Here is a 17,949-nt window from a genome sequence, read left to right on the forward strand (position 1 = left end):
GCGACCGTCTCAGTCCCGGTCCAGCACGACCGGCACCCGCCGGCTGGCGACGTCGGCGGCGAACGCCTCGTCGTCGGCCTCCAGCGCCGCGAACGTGTTGTAGTGTATCGGGAGGACGAGGTCCGGGTCCATCGCCTCGGCCAGGTCGGCCGCCGCGTGGCGGTCCATCGTGAAGCTCTGTGAGATGGAGGGGACGAACAGGGAGACGTCGAGTTCGGCGTGGCCCGGGAGCACGTCCGAGTCGCCCGGCCAGAACACCCGGGTGTCGTCGACTGCGAGCAGGAAGCCACAGCCGATGCCTCGCGGGTGGAACGGTTCCCCGTCGGGGCCGACGTTCGGCCCGTCCTCGCGGTTGTACGCCGGCATCGTCCAGATGGGGACGCCGTCGACCAGCAGTTCGTCCTCCATGCCCACCTTCCGGACCTCGTAGTCGAGGTCGGCGAGACGGTCGAGGTCCCGGTCGCTGGCGTGGACGTTGATGCCCTCGAACGCGACGACGGTGGCGTCCTCGGCCGCGACCCGACGGATGCCGTCCGGGTCGTAGTGGTGGATATGCGTGACGCAGACGACGTCGCCGTCCTGCGGCGCGTAGTCCCTCGTCTCGGGGTGGCCGACGCCCGGTGTGTCGGGTTCCCACTCGCCGGTGAGGACGCCGTACCGGCCGGGGTCGAGGTAGACGACGGTGTCGTCGCCTTCGAGTCTGAGCGTGGCGTAGCCGAGCCAGTCGGCCGTGATGCCGTCGTGTCGGATGGTCATGTGCCGGGATAGCGCCACCGGTGGGATACGACTGTCGGTCAGCGCCGGGCGGGACGCCCGTCAGTCGCCGTCCGCGAGGCGTTCGACCCGCGAGAGCGAGTCGGCGTCGGCCGGCGTCTTGTCCTCGCGAACCGCCAGAAAACGCGGGAAACGGAGGGCGTACCCGGAGTCGTACGTCGTCGACGTCTGTATCTCCTCGTACCCGACCTCGAAGACGACCTCTGGAGCGATGGCGACGCGTCGGCCCGTCTCGGCGGTGACGTGCGGCTCGAGGCGGTCGGTCACCGCGTCGAGTTCCGCGTCGGTGATGCCGGTGGCGACGTTGCCGACCTGCGCGTAGCCGTCGTCGGTCCGCACCGACAGTTCGAATGTCCCGAGGACGTTCGCCCGGCGGCCCTCGCCCCACTCCGCCCCCGTCACCACGCAGTCGAGCGTCTCCACGTCGGGTTTCCGCTTTCGCCAACGCTGCCCGCGCTTGCCCGGGGTGTAGGCCGACTCGGGGTCTTTCAGCATGATGCCCTCGTGGCCCGCCTCGAGCGCGTCGGCCTCTAGCGCCCCGATATCCTCGGCGGTAGTCGAGAGCCACAGGTCCGAGACGACCTCGCCGTCGAACAGGCTCGCGAGGCGGTCGTGTCGCTCCCGGAGCGACGCGTCGAGCAGGTCCTCGCCGCCGGCGTGCAGGCAGTCGAACAGGTGGAGGCGGACCGTGACGTCCTCGCGGGCGGCGGCGACGTCGTGTTTCCGGCGGAACCGTCGGAGCACCTCCTGGAACGGGAGCGGCGCGCCGTCGTCGGCCACCGCGACCACCTCGCCGTCGAGGATGGCGGGCGCGTCGAGCGCCTCCTCGACCGTGGCGACGATCTCGGGCAGCGGGTCGGTCACCTCCTCCATGTTCCGCGAGAACAGGCGGGCGGCCGCGCCGTCGTAGTGGACCTGCACGCGGGCGCCGTCGTACTTCCACTCGACCGCGACCTCGTCCCAGTCCTCCAGCGCACCGGTGACGGTGCCGGCCTGCGCGAGCATCGCCTGCACCGGGCGGCCGACCTCGAGGTCGATCGCGTCGAGACCCGCCTCGCCCTCGTCGCGGGCCACCTCGGCGACGTGGCCGTAGTCGTTCGACACCTGCAGCGCGCGCTCGACGGCGTCGACCGGCACGTCGAACGCCGCGGCCACGGCGTCCCGGACCGTCCCGTCGCCCACGCCGATGCGCATCTCCGAGAGGACGAGCCGAGCGAGATAGCGCGCTTCCTCGGGGTCACAGCGGTTGAACAGGCCGAAGAGCAGGTCCACCTTCGTCTCCTGACTCCCGTCGCCGGCGACGGCGGCGAGTTCGGTCAGTTCCCGGTCGACGTCGGCGACGGTGAGCGCGTCGGCCCCGCCACCGCCGAACGCCGCCAGACCCTGCTGGCCGCCGAAGTCGTAGCTCGCGACCACGTCGCCGATTTCACCCGTCTCGGCGAGTCGCGCCTCCACGTCGTCGGCGCTCACGTTCTGCCCGGCGGCGCGGGCGATGGCCTCGTAGCAGAGGCGTGGCCCGACGTCCAGCGTGGTCGACTCGTGGGCCGGGAAGACGCGGCCCTGCACGAACCGGGCGAGGGTCGCGAGGTCGTCGCCGGCCTCGGCCAGCAGGTCGGTGACGGACTCGGTGATGGCGGTGTCGGCACTCTCGGCTTCGATGGCGGCGGCGCGGTCGGCGAAGACGGCGAACTCCATCAGCCACCCCTACCCGACAGGCGACCGTAAAGCCAGCGTCACCGGAGTTCGACTTCGACGGCGACCGTGTCCTGCTGGCCGGGGGCCGGATACGGGGCGTCGCGACTGCCGGGGGCTCCGAAGTCGTAGTCGAACAGTCCGTTGTCGTTCGTGTCCTGATGGACGACGAGGACGACGGTCCGGCCGGAGGCGGGCGGGTCGTCCAGCCGTATCGCCACGTCTCGGTGGGTCCCGGGTTCGAGGTACGATGACACCCCGAGCACCTCGCCGTCGGCGTCGTAGGCGTGGACGACGACGAACCCGCCGGAGGAGAGCGAGGCGGAGTCGACCGTCAGTTCGCCGTCCTGCACCGTCGGCTGGGCCACCGTCAGCGACGCGACCGGCGAGGAGAGCAGGACGAAGGCGAGGTAGGCGATGCCCAGCAGGACGGCGGCGTGCTTCGCGCCGTCCTTGAGCGTCCCCTCGCCGAGCTGGCCGCCGATGAACCCCGTCAGGACGGCCTGTATCAGCGCCGTGTGGAAGAACACGAGCGTGTAGGCGGCCTTGTCGATGCTCCCGAGGCGGGCGAACTGGTCGGTGCCCACGCCCAGGCGGTTACCGGAGGGCGGCGTCGGCACCGACGACGGGAGCGCCGGGACCAGCACCTCCTGCACCGCGACGATGATGACGAGGAAGACGAAGAAGGAGACGTAGATGACGACCAGATAGGTGAGCATCTGCTGGCGGCGACGGTTGCGGAGCCGACGGTCCGCTCTGGCCTGTGTCGCCGCGATACGCAGAACGGACCCGAGTTGCCCCGAGGCCCGCATCGCGTTCGTCAACAGCGTGACCACCCGGGTGATGGAGACGGTGTGGATGCGGCGGCCGAACCGGACGAGCGCGTCGTCGACGTTCGCCCCCATCTGTATGTCCGCACAGATTCGGTCGACCTCGGGGGAGAGGACGCCGACGTCGCTACCCCGGACCCTGCGGACGCTCTCGACGAACGTCATCCCGGCCTCGTTGAGGCTGGCGAGCCGCTCGAGCAGCTCGGGCGTCGCGTCCTCGATGCGCCGGATTCGCCGGGAATACAGTGTCCGAACGACGGCGAACGAGCCGAGGACGAGCAGCACGGACTGCACCACGAGGTCGTCCAGCAACCGGACGTTGAGGACGCTGGTCTGGACGGCCGCGGGGGCACGGACGGCGAACAGGACGAGCGCGACGGGGACGGCGAAGTACAGCACGTTGGTCGGGTTCCAGAGGAGGGTCTGGACCGGAGCCCGGAGCGTCCGTCGGACAGACCGTATCCGGTCGTAGAACCGGAGCCGGGCCCAGTTGGCCTCCGCCCCGGGGACGACGCCACCGTCGGCCAGCCGCGTCTCCCGCCGCTCGGTCGACGGACGGCCGAGCGTCGCCGTCTCCACCCGGTCGAGGACGCTCGTGGTCCCGTCGTCGCCGATACCGAGGGCGTCGAGGGTCTGACTCAGGTACACCATGAACCCGAGGTTCGCCAGCGGGATGGCGAGATACGCGAGCAGCTGGAGGAACCCGAGCGTGTCGGTGGTCGTGAGACCGAAGACGAGCAGTATCGTGATGAGGAACAGCACGCCGGCGACGAAGATGGTGACGTACGCTTCGGCGATTGTGGCGAGCGACTCCAGGAGGTCCGCCTGGCGCTCGGCGGCCTCCTCGTGGTGGCGTTCGTACTGGTTCCGCAGGAACGTCGAGAGCGACTGACCGCTCTGGAGGACGCTCGAGAGGTTCTCCGCGAACGTCTCGAACCGGTCGCTGGGCGTGCGTGTCGACATCCGTTCGATGGCCGATATCATGTCCCGACCGAAGACGTTCATCTCCCGGTAGGCGACGGCCATCTCCCGCGCCGTGTCGCCGTATATCTCGTCGTTCCGGGCCAGCAGCGCCATCACGTCCGGGAACGCGATACCGCCCCGAGAGAGCGCGTACATGAACGCGATGGTCCGGGTCATCCCCTCGTCGATGTTCCGCCGCCGGACCTCGGCGGTGTTCTTCGGGAGCTCCCACCGGAGGGCGTACGTCAGCGCGGCCGTCAGGACGCCCCCGGCGACGCCGCTCCCGACGAGCACGAGCAGCGTCTGCGTGGAGGAGAGGACGAGTTCGAACCCGCGGATGCCCAGCGCGGCCACCATCGTCGGTGGCAGCCCCATCAGCAGGTCGACGATGGCCGGGACGGCGAGCAGGAACCCGCCGACGGTGTAGGCCCCGGCGACGGCCCCGCCGACGGCGGCCAGCCCGGTGTAGAGGTAGGTGCGGGCGGCGTACCCCCGGTACGTCTGGCCGATGTAGGCCGCCTCGAGCTGGCGCTCACGCTCCGGCGACACCCGCACGTAGCGGCCGAACAGCCGGCGGGAGAGGCGCGTCAGCCGCCGGTCGAACCCCTCGTGTACCGACGCGAGGGCGACGACGCCGAGGATGGCGGCGACGACGGCCAGCGGGGCCAGTCCAAGCGGGTTCAGCGCCATGTCAGACCGTCACGTCGGGCCCGATGCGGGCCAGCACCGCGTCCTTGTCCGCGTAGTACTTGTTCACCATCGCCGTGAAGCGCCGGTAGTCGGAGACGCCCTCCTCGTGGAGGTACCGGAGGAAGCGCTTCCGGTGGTTCATCTCCCGGAGCAGTTCGGACTGGCTCCACCCCCGCTCCTGTCGTATCTCGTCGACGAGCTCGCTGTTGCGCTCGGCGAAGCGGTCCTCGGTGGCCTGCCACGAGTAGCTCGTCGAGTAGTCCAGCTCGCCGGTCCGCTGGTCGATGCCCTCTATCTCGGCGAGGGTCTTCGCGCGGCGGACCCGTTCGTCGCCGGACCGGGCCAGCACCTGCACACAGAGGACGTCGAGGCTCTGGACCATCGGTCGCGGGACGTTGATGGGTTCGTTCTCCAGCCTGTTGATGACGGTCTGGACCGAGTCGGCGTGCATCGTCGAGAACGTCGTGTGGCCGGTGTTCATCGCCTGGAACAGCGTGATGGCCTCCTCTCCGCGCACCTCGCCGACGATGATGTACTCCGGGCGGTGGCGCAGGGCCGACCGCAGGAGGTCGTACATCGTGATGTCCGAGTCGTCGAGCCGTTCCCGGGTCACCGAGGAGAGCCAGTTGTCGTGGTACAGCGACAGTTCGCGGGTGTCCTCGATGGTCAGCACCTTCGAGCGCGGCGGGATGAACATCGCCAGCGCGTTCATCGACGTGGTCTTCCCCGCCGCCGTCCCGCCGGCGAAGATGAGCGACTTGTTGGACTCGATGGCGAGCCAGAGGTAGGCCAGCATCTCCAGCGAGAACGTGCCGTACTCCAGCAGGTCGATGGGGGTGAACGGTTCGTCGGCGTACTTCCGGATGGTGAACGCGGACCCGCGCGGGGTCACCTCCTGTCCGAGTGCGAGCTCGATACGCGAGCCGTCCGGCAGCGTGGTCGAGACGACGGGGTCGGAGACGGAGACGTGCTGTCCCGACCGCTGTGCCAGCTGGATGACGAAGTCGTCCAGTTCCCCCTCGTCGAAGACGACGTTCGTCTCGACGTCGGTGTAGCCGTCGTGGTAGACGAAGACGGGGAGGTTCGGCCCGTCACAGGAGATGTCCTCGATGTTGGGGTCGTGCATCAGCGGGTCGATGAGCCCGTACCCCTGGAACGACCGGTAGAGGTAGTAGAACAGCCGGTAGAACGTCTCGGGTTCGACGACGACGCCGTACTCCTCGAGGCGGTTGCGCAGCGCCTCGCGGAGGGCTCGTTCCGGGTCCTCGTCCAGGTCGCTCCGGTAGATGAGCGGGCCCCTGATGTCCTCGAACAGCCGGTCCAGCAGTTCCCGTTCCACGTCGGTCAGCGAGGGCTCGACGACGTGGTAGCGGTGCTCGTCGTTCTCCGGGTCCCGGTTGATGGAGACGAACGCGAACGGCGCGTTGAGCCAGTACCGCTCGACCTCCTCGTACCCGTCGAGCCCGTCGTAGCTGACGAGCGAGCCGTGCCGACTGGGGTCGTAGTTCGACTCCGGGACCGCCGAGCCCGAGAGAATCGTCGCGGTGCGGGAGAGCCACGACTGGACGTGGCCCAGGGGGTCCTTGACGACGTCGCCGGGGTCGGGTGTCTCGGGATCAGACATCGGTAGTGAGAGACGACCGTGGTCGCGAGTTACGTGTCATAGTGTGGCCATCTACTTAAATTCGCTCGCCGGCTCGCCGCTCGTTACGTCCGGTCGACGGTGAGCAGGAGGTACGCGAGCACGGCCGCGACGAGCGCCCCGACCGGGAGCGTCAGCCCCGGGAAGTACCGGAGGAACAGCGCCGTCGCGCCGCCGGTCAGGAGCGCGACGGTCCCCAGGAGCCCACCGAACAGGCGGACTGGGTCCGCGGGGAGCGCCGCGGCGAGGCGGTCCTCCTCGAAGTAGTAGAACAGGCTCAGCGCGAACGGGACCGAGAACACGACGAAGGCGGCGAAGCCGAGGTAGCCGGCCAGCGTGAGTTCCGGCGACGACTGGAAGCCCGCCACCTCCCACGCCCAGAGGAACGGCCGCTCGTCGTCCAGCGCCGCCCCGAAGATGAACTGGAACCGGAACGGGAGGAACCGGAGCGCGACGACCGTGAGGCCCGACACCTCGAATACCGACGCCGACCAGGGCGCGAGCGCGACCAGCCACGTCGACAGCACGGCGAGCTCCCCTGCGTACTCGGACTTGACCCACGCCATCCTGACTGGACGGCCTTCGGGGAGTGGGTAAAAGCTACCGAAAGGGCGGCGACAAGACCCTTGCGGTGGTGCCACCGCCGTTACGTTCATGCCGGGCGGTCCCCAACCACTAATCACCCGAATGAGGCGCGACAACTTCACCGTCGATATCGACAGCGAACCCGACGACGACGGCACTCCCACCATCAGTATCGACTACGACGGTCCGGCGGGGACACTGCGCGAGCGCCTCACGACGACCACGGACGGGACACTCGACGCGGACGAGATAGACGTCACGTTCCGCAGACAGGCCGGCGCGGACAGTGGCGTCCTCTCGCTGACGAACCGCCTGACGGGCGAGTTCATCCTCGAAGTGGTCGCCGACACCGAGGCCATGCAGGCGCTCGTCAGCGCCGCGGAGCGCCACGACGACGACGGCGAGTTCGAGGTCCGACTGACCGACGCCGACGGTAAGTCGCTCGTCTACGAGAAGCGGACGCTCCTCGTCTACGACCACGACGGCAGCCTCCTCCGGCAGCGGAGCCTCATCCCCGGCGGCGTCGAGCTCTAGAGGGCGTCGACGAGCGCCGGCAGCACGTCGGTCACGTCCGCCCGTATCACGTGGTCGGCCGCCGAGTCACGCGGCGTCGCCTCGAAGTTCACGACGACGAGCGTCGCGTCCGCGTCGACGGCCATCTTCGGCAGCAGCGACGCGGGCCTGACGGACAGCGAGGACCCGACGGCGAGGAACACGTCGCTCTCGCGGGCGAGTCGCTGGGCCTCGCTCATCGCCGCGTCCGGCAGGGACTCGCCGAACAGCACCACGTCCGGCCGGTAGACCCCGCCACAGTCACAGCGCGGCGGCAGGTCACCGCCGGCCGCGCGTTCGAACGCCGCGTCGGCCGGCAGTCGGTCGCCGCAGTCGTCACAGCGGACCCGGCGGTTCGTGCCGTGCAGTTCGACGACGCGCTCCGACCCGGCCGCGGCGTGGAGGCCGTCGACGTTCTGGGTCACGACGGCGTCGAGGTGGCCCGCCGACTCCAGCTCGGCGAGCGCCAGGTGCGCCGCGTTAGGTACCGGGTCCACGTCGCCGACGAACTCCTCGCGCAGTTCCAGCCGGTCCCGCCAGAACCCGGCCGGGTCGGCGTCGAGGCGGCGCCGGTGGAAGTCCGTCGGGTCGCGTCGCTCCCAGAGGCCGTCCTCGCCGCGGAACGACGGGATGCCGGACGCCGTGGACACGCCCGCGCCGGTCAACGCCACCGCGTCGTCGGCGTCCCGGAGCGCGTCGCTCACAGCCGAGACCGCGCCGTCGTAGCCCTCGCTCATGCGCGGCCGTAACGGGGCGTCGACCGTGTCTCTGTCGGTCACTCGGCCGCGGCGTCCCCTTCCTCGCGGGCCCGCCGTCGGTACCGGCTCGACTTCGACGCGCGCCTGACGACGTACCAGAACGCGGCCGCCTGCACCAGCGCCGAGAGGAGGTAGAGCCACCAGTTGTCCCCGACGGTCCAGTCCCGGGCGCGGCGCCACGCGGCGTCCTTGTAGACGCAGGCCGCGAAGAACGGGCCGAAGGGGACCCAGAGCACCAGCCCGAGTATCTCGACGCCGCTCTCCGAGAGGGACGGGACGGCCACCGCTATCAGTACCACCACGAGGAAGTACCCGCCGAAGAGGTAGCCGGCGCGGCGGAACCACGGCGAGCCCCGGACGGACGGTTCGTCCCCGCCCTCGTCGGTCCGTGGAGCGGTGTAGTCCGCCGTCGCGTCTACCTCTCGGAACGCCTGCCGTCGCCTGTAGAGGTAGACGCCGCCGGCGACGATGCCGACGATAGGCACGGCCCCGGCGACGGCGTAGGTCCGACTGCGGGGGTCCCAGTCCGTGTACCCCCGGACGCGGACCGCATCGAGCAGGAGTCCCAGCGGGAGCGAGACCCACGTGAGCAGGACGACGAGGGCCAGTGCGTCGACCACCGGCGTCGGTATGGCCCCGTCCGGGACGACGCCGTCGACGACGAACGCCGCCACCCAGAAGCCGACAGACGCCGCGACGACGGTCTCCCAGTGGCGCGAGGGCGGTGTCCGGGTCGCCGCGGCGTGGCGGCGCAGGCAGTACGCCGCCCCGAGCACCACGTTCAGGAACCAGACCAGCGACCCGAGGACCCACAGGGCCGTGGTCGGGGCCCACGCGAGGTCGGCTCCCGAGGTCCGCTGGTCCAGCGCTATCGACACCGGCATCGCCAGCCACGCGACGGCCATCGCGAGGACGACCGGTGCCCCGAGCCGCTGGTCCACGGGCGAGGCGTCCGGAACCACGCCGAGGAACAGCGACCCGACCACCCACACCGCCGTCGAGAGGGCGACGCCGTACCACCACGGTGCGCGCATACGTCTCGCTTTCACCGGCAGGCCATGAATAATCTACGCACGTTCGCGGTGATATTTTCCGACACGACGATTTAAGTCAACACGGTCCTCAGTCGGCCGCATGTGTTACGACAGACTCGTGAACGACGACGAGGTGGCCGAGACGGGCGCCGTCGACCTGCTCCGCACGGAGATGGTCTGCGCGCTCCGGAACGGCGCGATGGCCGGGATCGTCGTCCTCGCGGTGTTGCTGTTCAGGGGCGCGCCGGCGTGGCTCGTCCTCGCGAGCGTCGCCGGCGCCGTCGCGCTCGGGACGACGCTCCACCAGGCGCTGTTGCTCCTCGGCGCGAGTGTGCTCAGGGCCCGGTCGCGACTGCGCGACGGCGACGCGACGACGCCGACCGACTCGGCGTAGCCGGGGGATGTGTGGACCTGGTCGGTCACGGGCCGTCTTTCCGGACGGTTCGCCACTTCTCTCCGGCCGGACTCCCCGGCCACCGCGACCGAGAAAGACGGATTTAAACCGTCGCCGCGCGCCTCATAGTATGACATGCGATTGCACGAATACCAGGCGAAGCAGGTCTTCGCCGACGCGGGTGTTCCGACACCCGCCTCGCAGTTGGCCGAGACAGTAGACGAGGCCGTCGACGCGGCCGAGGAGATCGGCTACCCCGTCGCCATCAAGGCGCAGGTCCACGTCGGTGGGCGCGGGAAGGCCGGGGGCATCAAGCTCGTCGAGAGCAAGGAAGAGGCCCGCGAGGCCGCAGACGCCATCCTCGGGATGGACCTCAAGGGGTACCACGTCTCGAAGGTGCTCGTCGAGGCGGCCGTCGACTTCGTCAACGAACTGTACGTCGGCGTGACCATGGACCGCGGCGAGGGCAAGCCCGTCGCCATGGTCTCGACGAAGGGCGGCGTCAACATCGAGGAGGTGGCCGAGGAGGACCCCGACGCCATCGCTCGCGAACACATCGACCCCGCCTTCGGGATGCACCCCTATCAGGCGCGGAAGGTCGTCTACGAGGCCGGCGTCGACCGCGACGTGGCCAACGACGTGGCCTCGGTGCTGACGACCCTCTACCAGCTCTGGGACGACCGCGACGGCAGCGACGTCGAGGTCAACCCGCTGATGATCACGAGCGACGACGAGGTCGTCGCCGCCGACGCCGTCATGAACATCGACGGCGACGCGCTGTTCCGCCAGCCGGAACTCGCCGAGATGGGCGAGGAGGCCGCAGAGGGCGACGAACTCGAACAGAAGGCCGACGAGTACGGCTTCGACTACGTCCGCCTGTCGGGCAACGTCGGCATCATCGGCAACGGCGCGGGCCTCGTGATGACGACGCTGGACCTCGTGGACTACTACGGCGGCGAGCCCGCCAACTTCCTCGACGTCGGTGGCGGCGCGAAGGCCGACCGCATCGCGAACGCGCTCGACATGGTGTTCTCCGACGACAACGTCGAGTCGGTCGTGTTCAACATCTTCGGCGGCATCACCCGCGGTGACGAGGTCGCACAGGGCATCAACCAGGCCCTCGAACAGTTCGACGAGATTCCCAAGCCGGTCGTCGTCCGCCTCGCAGGGACGAACGCCGAGGAGGGGATGGAGATTCTCAACGAGGAACTGGTCACGGTGGAGTACACGCTGGAGGACGCCGTCCAGCGTGCCGTCGAGTACGCGAAGGAGGTGGAAGCATGAGTGTTCTGGTCGACGAAGACACGCGCGTCGTGGTGCAGGGTATCACCGGCGGTGAGGGGAAGTTCCACACCGAGCAGATGCTGGAGTACGGGACCAACGTGGTCGCTGGGGCCGTCCCCGGCCGCGGCGGCCAGGAGGTCGCCGGCGTCCCCGTCTACGACACCGTCCAGCAGGCCGCCCGCGAGGAGGACGCCAACGCCTCCGTCGTGTTCGTCCCGCCGGCGTTCGCCGCGGACGCCTGTTTCGAGGCCATCGACGCGAAGGGCGTCGACCTCGTCGTCGCCATCACCGAGGGCGTCCCGACCCAGGACATGTCGCGGGTCTACCGCAAACTGCAGGAGACAGACACGCACCTCGTCGGCCCGAACTGCCCCGGTCTCATCACCCCCGGCGTCGCCAAACTGGGCATCCTGCCGGGCAACATCTTCTCGTCGGGCAACGTCGGCCTGGTCTCCCGGTCGGGCACGCTGACCTATCAGGTCGTCGACAACCTCACCGAGCGCGGCCTGGGGCAGTCGACGGCCATCGGCATCGGCGGCGACCCCATCATCGGGACGGACTTCATCGACGCCCTGGAACTGTTCGAGGCCGACCCCGACACCCACGCCGTCGCCATGTGTGGCGAAATCGGCGGCGAGGACGAGGAGGAGGCCGCCCGCTACATCGGCGAGCACATGGACACGCCGGTCGCCGGCTTCATCGCCGGCCGCACGGCCCCGCCGGGCAAGCGCATGGGCCACGCCGGCGCCATCGTCTCCGGCAGCGGCACCGGCACCGCCGAGTCGAAGATCTCAGCGCTCGAGGACAACGGCGTCCCGGTCGGTGACACCCCCGAGGAAGTCGCCGACCACATCGAAGACCTGCTGTAACCCGCCCTTTCTTATCCTCGCTTTTCGTACGTCTGGTGAATGAGTGAGTGGGGCCACCCCAGACACGTCGCGTTGACGGGGCACGATGCCGACGCTCTCGACGGACTGGCGCGTGTACTCGCGGACGCCGACGGGTTCGACACGGCGACGGTCGACCGCTCGGACCTGCTGGACCGCCTCGACGGCGACGAGTTCGACGCCGTCGTCGTCGGAGACCGGCCGCCGGAACAGGACGCCGTGGCGGTGCTCGACGACGTTCGAGCGGCGGGCGTCACCCTCCCCGTCCTCGCCGTCGGGGCCGCCGTCGACGCCGACCGCGTCGAGGCGGCGCTGGTGGCGGGCGTGAGCGACTACGTCCGCTGGCAGGACGACGACAGCGGCGCCGAACTGGCGGGCCGCCTCCGCGCCCTGCTCCGACAACCGTGGCGCGACGGGACCACGCAGGCCGCCCGCTGGGACGCCGTCCTCGGGTCGCTCGCACACGACGCGAAGAACCCCCTGAACGTCGTCACCGGGCGACTCGAACTGCTGGACGTCGAGGCGACCCACAGCGAGGCGATGAACCGCTCCATCAGTCGCGTCGAGGCGATGCTCGACGAGCTGTCGACGGTCGCCACCGTCTCGGGACCAGTCGGAGCCACCGAGACGGTGTCGCTCGGTGACGTCGCCAACGAGGTCTGGGGACGGCTCGATACCCCCGACGCGACGCTCGACGTCGCCGCAGACGGGACGCTCACCGTCGACCCCGACCGTCTGGACGTGGTGCTCGAACGCCTCTTCGAGAACGCGGTCCTCCACGGCGACGACGACGTGTCCATCACCGTCGGCACGGCGGAGGAGGGCTTCTACGTGGCCGACGACGGCCCCGGAATCCCCGAAGGCGACCGCGAGCAGGTGTTCGAACAGGGGTACGGGACGGCGCGGGACGGCGAGGGGTACGGGCTGTTCGTCGTCGCACAGGCCGCGGCGGCACACGGGTGGACCGTCGAGGTAAGCGAGAGCGAGGCCGGCGGCGCCCGGTTCGACGTGGCGGTCCGCTGACCCGTCGCGAGGTAGGGCCGTCTGAACTGTCCGACGGTGCGACCACCGGCGCCACGCGGTGTGTTACCGAGACTGGACAGACGACCACCGTACGGCGGCGAGGTAGTGTGAATCCATACCAAGCTCGCGGAGACGTGAACGTTCCGGTGTAGCTATAAGGCACGAATATCAACGTTCGGGTATGCCCCACACCTGCCGGAACTGCAAGCGGACCTTCGGGACAGAGCTCGAGCTCGAACTCCACCTCGACACCTGCTCGGCGGGCCAGTTGTACTGTGACGAGTGTGGCGACCGGTTCACGGAGCGAGCGGCCACGGAGGACGGCTGGCACTATCGCTGCCCGAACGACGACTGCGACGGGACCGGAATCGACGACGACATCCACCGCGTATCCGACGCTCGCGTCGCCAAACAGTAGTTCTCTACATCGACGTCCCGCTCACTCCCTGTCTCGAGCCTCGGCCGTCGCGATGGCCGCGATACGGCCGCAGGCACGCGCACACACCGGCGCGTAGCCCGTCGCGAGGACCGGTAGCTCGAAGCCGACCACGGCGCCGGCGGGGTGGGACTCGACGAAGTGGCCGGTCGCCGGGACGCCCGCGACAGACCACGTCCAGCGGTGGTTCGCACACGTCGTCACGCGGAACCGCACCCAGAGGCCGCCGACGGTTCGCAGGCGGCCGGTCGTCCCCGCCTCGACGTAGCGGTCCGCACAGTCGACGGCGGTTATCGACGGCCCCCACTCTGGCCACTGCTCGGTGTCGGTCAGGACGTCCCACACGGCCTCGACCGGTGCGGCGACCGCCCGGCGCACGACGAGACGGCGACCGTCGGGGGTCTGTGCGAGTTCGACGTCGGTGTCACCAACCGAGACCATCATTATCAGTTCCAATAGGCCGGAGCCAAAGTATAGGTTGGTCCGGTCGTTACGAAGCGCCAGATGATAGACGCCCGTGACCTTCGGAAGGAGTACGGCGATTTCGTCGCCGTAGAGGGCAGCACCTTCTCGGTCGACAGCGGCGAAGTCTTCGGCATCATCGGCCCGAACGGGGCCGGCAAGACGACGACGCTGAAGATGCTCGCGGGCCTGCTGGAACCGACCGACGGCGAAGCCGAGATCGCGGGTCTCGACACGCAGACGACCGAGATGCGGGAACGGCTGGGTTTCCTCCCCGAGGAGTCCCCGCTGTACGAGGAGATGACGCCCGTCTCGTATCTGGAGTTCTTCGCGGACCTCTACGACGTGCCCGCCGACGTCGCCCACCAGCGGATGCACGACACGCTGGACGAGCTCGACCTGGAACACCGCGACCGGAAGCTCGGCGACATGTCGAAGGGGATGAAACGGAAGGTGGCCATCGCCCGGTCGCTCATCAACGACCCCGACGTCCTCGTCTACGACGAACCGGCGTCGGGACTGGACCCGCTGACGACGAACTACGTCATCGAGTTCACCGAGCAACTCGCCGAACAGGGCAAGACCATCGTCTTCTCCGCGCACAACCTCTTCCACGTCGAGTCTATCTGCGACCGCGTCGTCATCATGAACGAGGGGCAGATAGTCGCCCGCGGCGACCTCGAACAGTTACAGGACGAGTACGGCGAGACGCGCTACCACGTCTACACCACCGTCGACGTCCCGGAGGCCGCGAAGGAGAACGGCCACTACAAGCGGGTCGTCGGCAGCATGGAGGCCGTCGAGGAGACCCGGGCGGCCGCCGAATCCGCCGGCGGCACGGTGGTCGACATCCGGACCGAGGAGTCGAGTCTCGAAGAGGTGTTCCTCAACGTCGCCGAGGCCGGCACCCGCGGGACCCGCTACGTCGGGGAGGACGCGGAGTAGATGCAGTGGGACAAGCTCCGCCGGGTCGCGAAGTGGGAGGTGACCAAGAACGCGGGCGGTATCGACAGACGGACGCTCGCCATCACGGCCCTCGCCGTCGTGGCGATGGGGGGCGTCGCGGCGATAGCCGTCGCGGGCACGAGTCCCGGTCTGGACGCCGACATCTACCGCGTCGGCGTCGAGGAGTCGAGCCCGTACTACGGCGTCGCCGAGGCCGACGGGAGCTTCCGGATACAGGACCCGAACCCGAAGGCGGTCCGCCGCGGCGACCAGGAACTGGCGTTCGACGGCGACAGGCTGCTGGTACCCCTGCAGTCTGGCAAGCAGGCGGCCGCGCTGTCGGCTCTGCGGGACAGCACCGAGAGCTACAACGACCGGACGCTGGCCCGCGAGGACAACCAGACCGCCGCCTTCCCGGTGTCGGTGACCGTCGTGTACCAGGAGCAGGGCGGCCCGAATCCGCTGGACCCGCGAAGCGAGGGGACGGACGACGGTGGGGGGACCGACGGGGGCAGCGGGAGCGATAGCACCGCGACCGACGGGGGCAGCGGGAGCGATGGCGACGGGACGGACGCCGGTGGCGGCGGTGACGACCCGGGTACCGGTGGTACCGACTCGAGCGGCGGTGGTGACGGCACCGCCGGCGGTGGCGGTGCGAACCTCGGCAACATCGGTGCGCGGTTGACCGGCGACGTGCAGGGCGGCACGCCCTCGGACATCTCGCCGCCGTTCCCCTTCGAGTCGCTCGTGCTGGCGTTCCTCTACATCGTCCCGATGAACTTCGTCATCCAGGCCTACGGGTCGTCGATGCTCTCCGAGAGGCTGAACCGTCGGGGCGAACTGTTGCTCGTGACCCCGGCCTCGCGGGGCGACATCGTCGGGGGGAAGACGCTCCCGTACTTCCTCGGGGCCGTCGGCGTCGCGGCGGCCATCACGGCGGCGCTCCGGTTCAGCGGCGTCGCGCCATCCGGGAGCGCGATTGCGGTGCTCGCTATCGTCCCCATCGCCCTGCTCTTCCTGGCGGCGACGTTCTGCGGCGCGATGTTCGCGCGGTCGTTCAAGGAACTGACCTTCGTCACCGTCACCATCACCGTCTCGCTGACCTCCTACGCGTTCGTCCCGGCCATCTTCACCGACGTGACACCCATCGCGCTCATCTCGCCGCTGACGCTGGTCGTGATGGACCTCACCGGCCAGCCCGTCTCGCTCTCGGCGTTCGCGTTCTCGACGGTCCCGCCGCTGGTGACGGCGCTCGTGCTGTTCGGCCTCGGCGCCGGCCTCTACCGCGAGGAGGACATGTTCACCCAGCGGGCCATCCCGCTGAAGGTGCTGGACGCGCTGGCGGGCCGCATCAAGTCCCGCAAGAGCGCACTGAAGATGAGCGTACTCCTCCTGCCGCTCGTCGTCGTCGCGGAGCTGGTCGCCGTCGCCTTCCTGTTCGTGCTGGACTCGGTGTCGCTGAACGTGTTCGGGACGAACCAGACGCTGGCCGTCCTCCTCGTCCTCGGCGTCGTCGCCGTCGTCGAGGAACTGGCCAAGAGCCTCCACCTCTACGCCGGGTACGCCCACGCCCGCTACGAGCGGACCCTCCGGTCGGCCGTCGGCCTCGGGGTCCTTTCGGGCGTCGGCTTCTTCGTCGCCGAGAAGGGCCTGCTCATCGCCCGCCTCTCGAACCTGGAGAGCCTGCCGGTCGGGAACGCGGCCCTGCAGGGGGCGACCCCGCCGTCCGGGGTCCCGCTGTGGGTCGTCGCGCTCCTGTTCCTGTTCGCGCCACTGGCGCTGCACTCGGTGACCGCGGCCATCTCCTCGGTCGGCGCCCGGCGGGGGCGCAGGGCCTACGCCGCCGGCGTGAGCGTGGCCGTCCTCGTCCACGTCGCGTACAACCTCACGGTGGTGGTCAGCCTTGCCTGAGGACCGGCCGTGGTACCGCGACCCCCGAGTCGTCGTCGCGCGCCGTGACGTCGCCTCGCTGTCGCGCGAGAAGACCATCGTGCTCGCCCTGCTCATCCAGCTGTTCGTCGCGGGGTTCTCGTCGTTTCTCGTCGTCGGCCTCACCTCGCTGTACGACCCGGGGTCCGTCTCGGCAGGGGAGGTGGAGGTGGCCGTCACCGGCGAGGCTCGGGACGCGCTCCTCGCGGCGGCCGCCGAACAGGAGGGGGCCGACGCGACCGCCTACCGGAACCCCGACGCGGCGATACTCGCGTTCGAGGACCGGCGCGTCGACGCGGTGTTGAACGCCCGCTACGTCGAGGCGGCGTCGGGCGACGGGAACCGGATAGCGGTGACCGCCCGGGTCCCCGAGGGGAGCGTCCGCTCGACGCTCATCGTCGTGGAGGTGCGGCGGGTGCTGAACACACTGGAGCGCCAGGAGCGGCTCGAGCGCGCCGACTCCCTCGACACCGACCCCGTGCCGCTGCCACCCGAGGCCAGCGCGAGCCCGTACTTCGGGTTCACCTACACCGTCCTCGTTCCCCTGTTGCTGTTCCTCCCCGCGTTCATCAGCGGGTCGGTGGTCGTCGACACCATCACGGAGGAGATAGAGCGCGGCACGCTGGAGCTCCTGCGGGTGGCTCCGGTGTCGCTGCTCGACGTCGTCGACGGGAAGGCACTCGGGATGGTCCTGCTGGCGCCGGCCCAGGCGCTGCTGTGGGTCCTCCTGCTGCTGGCCAACGGCATCCCGGTGTCGAACGTCCCCGCCATCCTGCTGTTCGTCGCGGCCGTCGCCGCGCTGGTCGTCACTATCGGCGTCGTCCTCGGCGTGGCGATGCGACGCCGACGGCCGGCGCAGCTGCTGTACTCCGTCCTGACGCTCGTCGTCTTCGGGGCCGCCGTGGTGCTCCCGGAGCACCCGGCGACGACGGTGGCGAAACTCGCCGTCGACAGCCCGACGCTCCTGACCTACGGGCACGTCGCCGGGACGGCGGTGCTGGCGGTCGCCGCCTACGCGGTCGCCCGGCGGTACGTCGCCGGCGTGGACGCCGACGCGCTCTGACCGGCA

The 17,949-nt window shown here is 69.7% G+C and carries 17 protein-coding genes; 9 read left to right on the plus strand and 8 right to left on the minus strand.

What is annotated here, in order from left to right; genetic code table 11:
- Positions 1–9: 9 nt before the first annotated feature.
- From ACV7GQ_RS08855 to ACV7GQ_RS08875, 5 genes are all read right to left on the minus strand, one after another.
- Entirely contained in the window at positions 10–756 is a 747-nt protein-coding gene (locus tag ACV7GQ_RS08855) for an MBL fold metallo-hydrolase (protein WP_470309888.1), read from the minus strand.
- A gap of 60 nt (positions 757–816) precedes the next feature.
- Positions 817–2,469, minus strand: coding sequence for an ATP-dependent DNA ligase LigA (gene ligA / locus ACV7GQ_RS08860; protein WP_470309889.1), 1,653 nt, complete (start codon positions 2,467–2,469; stop codon positions 817–819).
- A 38-nt stretch (positions 2,470–2,507) separates the two neighbouring features.
- On the minus strand, positions 2,508–4,949 hold the full coding sequence (locus tag ACV7GQ_RS08865) for a type II secretion system F family protein (RefSeq protein WP_470309890.1): 2,442 nt from the start codon (positions 4,947–4,949) through the stop codon (positions 2,508–2,510).
- A gap of 1 nt (position 4,950) precedes the next feature.
- A complete protein-coding gene (locus ACV7GQ_RS08870; protein ID WP_470309891.1) occupies positions 4,951–6,573 on the minus strand; it encodes a type II/IV secretion system ATPase subunit in 1,623 nt (540 codons plus the stop codon).
- A gap of 83 nt (positions 6,574–6,656) precedes the next feature.
- The gene (locus ACV7GQ_RS08875) at positions 6,657–7,157 is read right to left on the minus strand and encodes a TIGR04206 family protein (protein ID WP_470309892.1); all 501 of its coding nucleotides are present in this window, start codon (positions 7,155–7,157) and stop codon (positions 6,657–6,659) included.
- A gap of 121 nt (positions 7,158–7,278) precedes the next feature.
- Here ACV7GQ_RS08875 and ACV7GQ_RS08880 point away from each other — a divergent pair, with 121 nt between their 5' ends.
- Positions 7,279–7,710, plus strand: coding sequence for a DUF5793 family protein (locus ACV7GQ_RS08880; RefSeq protein ID WP_470309893.1), 432 nt, complete (start codon positions 7,279–7,281; stop codon positions 7,708–7,710).
- Here ACV7GQ_RS08880 and ACV7GQ_RS08885 read toward each other — a convergent pair.
- A complete protein-coding gene (locus ACV7GQ_RS08885; protein ID WP_470313149.1) occupies positions 7,707–8,465 on the minus strand; it encodes an NAD-dependent protein deacylase in 759 nt (252 codons plus the stop codon). The genes ACV7GQ_RS08880 and ACV7GQ_RS08885 overlap by 4 nt on opposite strands.
- A gap of 38 nt (positions 8,466–8,503) precedes the next feature.
- On the minus strand, positions 8,504–9,520 hold the full coding sequence (locus ACV7GQ_RS08890; RefSeq protein ID WP_470309894.1) for a hypothetical protein: 1,017 nt from the start codon (positions 9,518–9,520) through the stop codon (positions 8,504–8,506).
- A gap of 100 nt (positions 9,521–9,620) precedes the next feature.
- Between ACV7GQ_RS08890 and ACV7GQ_RS08895 the strand changes: the two genes are divergently transcribed.
- The 5 genes from ACV7GQ_RS08895 (at position 9,621) to ACV7GQ_RS08915 (ending at position 13,526) form a co-directional block, all read left to right on the plus strand.
- Complete coding sequence (locus ACV7GQ_RS08895; protein WP_470309895.1) at positions 9,621–9,914, plus strand: hypothetical protein; 294 nt, start codon at positions 9,621–9,623, stop codon at positions 9,912–9,914.
- 135 nt (positions 9,915–10,049) lie between these two features.
- Positions 10,050–11,198 (plus strand): ADP-forming succinate--CoA ligase subunit beta, encoded by a 1,149-nt coding sequence (gene sucC / locus ACV7GQ_RS08900; protein ID WP_470309896.1) that lies wholly within the window; start codon positions 10,050–10,052, stop codon positions 11,196–11,198.
- Complete coding sequence (sucD, locus tag ACV7GQ_RS08905; protein WP_470309897.1) at positions 11,195–12,067, plus strand: succinate--CoA ligase subunit alpha; 873 nt, start codon at positions 11,195–11,197, stop codon at positions 12,065–12,067. The genes sucC and sucD overlap by 4 nt, the downstream gene beginning before the upstream one ends.
- 39 nt (positions 12,068–12,106) lie before the next feature.
- Positions 12,107–13,108: a sensor histidine kinase gene (locus ACV7GQ_RS08910; protein ID WP_470309898.1), complete on the plus strand. Its 1,002-nt coding sequence runs from the start codon at positions 12,107–12,109 to the stop codon at positions 13,106–13,108.
- A 181-nt stretch (positions 13,109–13,289) separates the two neighbouring features.
- Positions 13,290–13,526 (plus strand): HVO_2901 family zinc finger protein, encoded by a 237-nt coding sequence (locus ACV7GQ_RS08915; RefSeq protein ID WP_470309899.1) that lies wholly within the window; start codon positions 13,290–13,292, stop codon positions 13,524–13,526.
- Between the two features lie 21 nt (positions 13,527–13,547).
- Here ACV7GQ_RS08915 and ACV7GQ_RS08920 read toward each other — a convergent pair whose 3' ends face one another.
- Positions 13,548–13,988: an SRPBCC family protein gene (locus ACV7GQ_RS08920; RefSeq protein ID WP_470309900.1), complete on the minus strand. Its 441-nt coding sequence runs from the start codon at positions 13,986–13,988 to the stop codon at positions 13,548–13,550.
- A 60-nt stretch (positions 13,989–14,048) separates the two neighbouring features.
- On the opposite strand from ACV7GQ_RS08920, the gene ACV7GQ_RS08925 reads away from it, so the two are divergent.
- The 3 genes from ACV7GQ_RS08925 to ACV7GQ_RS08935 are packed head-to-tail and all read left to right on the plus strand — an operon-like array spanning position 14,049 to position 17,943.
- Positions 14,049–14,951, plus strand: coding sequence for an ABC transporter ATP-binding protein (locus ACV7GQ_RS08925; RefSeq protein ID WP_470309901.1), 903 nt, complete (start codon positions 14,049–14,051; stop codon positions 14,949–14,951).
- On the plus strand, positions 14,952–16,862 hold the full coding sequence (locus ACV7GQ_RS08930) for an ABC transporter permease (protein ID WP_470309902.1): 1,911 nt from the start codon (positions 14,952–14,954) through the stop codon (positions 16,860–16,862). It abuts the gene before it with no gap.
- Positions 16,855–17,943, plus strand: coding sequence for an ABC transporter permease (locus ACV7GQ_RS08935; protein ID WP_470309903.1), 1,089 nt, complete (start codon positions 16,855–16,857; stop codon positions 17,941–17,943). The genes ACV7GQ_RS08930 and ACV7GQ_RS08935 overlap by 8 nt, the downstream gene beginning before the upstream one ends.
- Positions 17,944–17,949 lie beyond the last annotated feature (6 nt).

This window comes from Haloarcula sp. MBLA0163 (assembly GCF_055632435.1).

Bases quoted from the DNA above. Each gene is read 5' to 3' on its own strand.
- ACV7GQ_RS08870 (WP_470309891.1), bottom strand. From the start codon at position 6,573: ATGTCTGATCCCGAGACACCCGACCCCGGCGACGTCGTCAAGGACCCC.
- ACV7GQ_RS08925 (WP_470309901.1), top strand. From the start codon at position 14,049: ATGATAGACGCCCGTGACCTTCGGAAGGAGTACGGCGATTTCGTCGCC.
- ligA (WP_470309889.1), bottom strand. From the start codon at position 2,469: ATGGAGTTCGCCGTCTTCGCCGACCGCGCCGCCGCCATCGAAGCCGAG.
- ACV7GQ_RS08920 (WP_470309900.1), bottom strand. From the start codon at position 13,988: ATGATGGTCTCGGTTGGTGACACCGACGTCGAACTCGCACAGACCCCC.
- ACV7GQ_RS08885 (WP_470313149.1), bottom strand. From the start codon at position 8,465: ATGAGCGAGGGCTACGACGGCGCGGTCTCGGCTGTGAGCGACGCGCTC.
- ACV7GQ_RS08895 (WP_470309895.1), top strand. From the start codon at position 9,621: ATGTGTTACGACAGACTCGTGAACGACGACGAGGTGGCCGAGACGGGC.
- ACV7GQ_RS08930 (WP_470309902.1), top strand. From the start codon at position 14,952: ATGCAGTGGGACAAGCTCCGCCGGGTCGCGAAGTGGGAGGTGACCAAG.
- ACV7GQ_RS08915 (WP_470309899.1), top strand. From the start codon at position 13,290: ATGCCCCACACCTGCCGGAACTGCAAGCGGACCTTCGGGACAGAGCTC.
- ACV7GQ_RS08910 (WP_470309898.1), top strand. From the start codon at position 12,107: ATGAGTGAGTGGGGCCACCCCAGACACGTCGCGTTGACGGGGCACGAT.
- ACV7GQ_RS08880 (WP_470309893.1), top strand. From the start codon at position 7,279: ATGAGGCGCGACAACTTCACCGTCGATATCGACAGCGAACCCGACGAC.
- ACV7GQ_RS08855 (WP_470309888.1), bottom strand. From the start codon at position 756: ATGACCATCCGACACGACGGCATCACGGCCGACTGGCTCGGCTACGCC.
- sucC (WP_470309896.1), top strand. From the start codon at position 10,050: ATGCGATTGCACGAATACCAGGCGAAGCAGGTCTTCGCCGACGCGGGT.
- ACV7GQ_RS08865 (WP_470309890.1), bottom strand. From the start codon at position 4,949: ATGGCGCTGAACCCGCTTGGACTGGCCCCGCTGGCCGTCGTCGCCGCC.
- ACV7GQ_RS08875 (WP_470309892.1), bottom strand. From the start codon at position 7,157: ATGGCGTGGGTCAAGTCCGAGTACGCAGGGGAGCTCGCCGTGCTGTCG.
- sucD (WP_470309897.1), top strand. From the start codon at position 11,195: ATGAGTGTTCTGGTCGACGAAGACACGCGCGTCGTGGTGCAGGGTATC.
- ACV7GQ_RS08890 (WP_470309894.1), bottom strand. From the start codon at position 9,520: ATGCGCGCACCGTGGTGGTACGGCGTCGCCCTCTCGACGGCGGTGTGG.